The 1,427-nt window shown below is 56.0% G+C and carries 1 protein-coding gene; it reads right to left on the bottom strand.

Annotated features, from left to right (window positions below; translation table 11 throughout):
• Nucleotides 1–5: 5 nt before the first annotated feature.
• Nucleotides 6–1,313, bottom strand: a complete 1,308-nt coding sequence (locus AU074_RS25875; RefSeq protein WP_083676733.1) for an IS4 family transposase — start codon at nt 1,311–1,313, stop codon at nt 6–8.
• Nucleotides 1,314–1,427 lie beyond the last annotated feature (114 nt).

Raw genomic sequence — 1,427 nt, 5'->3', positions numbered from 1 at the left:
CATGTTTAAGTCCGTTTATCCGACTTGGCCGCCTTAAGCACCCTAGCTGTTGAGACATGCGCCCGTGCCGCCTTACCTTCAAGCCATTCCTTGGGCTTGGCGACTTTAGGACCGCGAGGGCTTTTCGCGACGGACTTGGGTTTGATCAACCTCGCCAGGGCCAGCAACCGCTCTGCCAGCCCTTGCGGGGTCTTTTCAAGAGGGAAATTTTCCGCAGGCAATGCGATCTGCAAGCCTTGATAATCACTGCGAACATGCACCGCCAAGTGGAAAATCGAAACCTCCCAACCCTCAGGCTGCGTTTCGCGGTGCGCCTGCTCAACGCTACGCTTGAGAACCGACAAAACGTTGTAAGCCAGGACCGCCGAGGCAAAGCCCAATAGCGCGGCTTTCGGGCTGCCAAGGCTCTTAATTTCACTGTCCAGTACCGACTCAAGGCGCTGAAACATCCCCTCAATACTCCAGCGACGACGGTATAAATCGGCTATCTGCTGGGCACTGATGGTGTCGGGCAAATTGCTCCAGAACCACATCACCAAATCACCTGAGTCATTCGCCGTTTGCAGGCTCAACTCAACGCGTCGCCAGCGGCGGCCACCCGTCACTTCGATGATTTGTTCGCGAACGGTTCCGCTATCGACCGTTCCTGAGTCTTGCCACTCACTTTCCTGGACCAGGCGCGGATGCTTGCTGGGTTGGCGAACGATGAACGAAGCCCCCGTGTCCTCGCAGGCTTGCAGGACAGGCAACGTGCAATAGAGCCGGTCAGCTATCCACAACTGGCCCGCGCATGCGCGGGCCAGYAGCGGTAAAACACTGACTCGCTCACTGGCGTAGGCATCTTCCCACGGCTGAAGATCAACGACTAAATCCAGATCCGGATCGTAGGCAACTACTGAAAATCCTGGGCGCGCTGCGCCGCGCTCATTGCGCAGAGCGCCTAGACGTTTTTCAGTGGCCGGCAGGTGATTGCCATCAACAATACGCAACTGCCAGCCGGGCAAGATCGATGAATGGCCGAGCTTTTCAACGGTAGGTATCAAACGCTCGGCACTGCCCGAAATGAGGGCGCGGAGTAGCTCGGGTTCGGTTCGTTTGATCTTGTCGTAGAGCGCCGAAACGCTGACCGAAAGGCCCTCCATCTTGCGCGCCGCCGCGTGTAACGACGGCCTCAAGCCCAATGAAACAAGGGACATCAGCTCAACAACGGTTGAAAATAAAAGCTCACGTGAGTACTGCCGTTGGCGGTGATCATCGAACACCTTGTCAACCCACTCGGCATCTACCGCCTGCTCTAAGACCAACTTGGTCATGACACTGGCTGGTGCTAGTTTTTCAAACCGTTCTAAAACCTTGTCCCACATAGTTTCGTCGCCCTGACTGGATTGGTTAGGGGATTTTAAACCAAGACCTTGAAAGGGATGGCT

This window comes from Pseudomonas sp. ATCC PTA-122608, assembly GCF_001952855.1.
Classification (GTDB): Bacteria; Pseudomonadota; Gammaproteobacteria; order Pseudomonadales; family Pseudomonadaceae; genus Aquipseudomonas.
The sequence above is the reverse complement of the archived record's forward strand: the minus strand, read 5'-3'. Positions and strand labels throughout refer to the sequence as shown.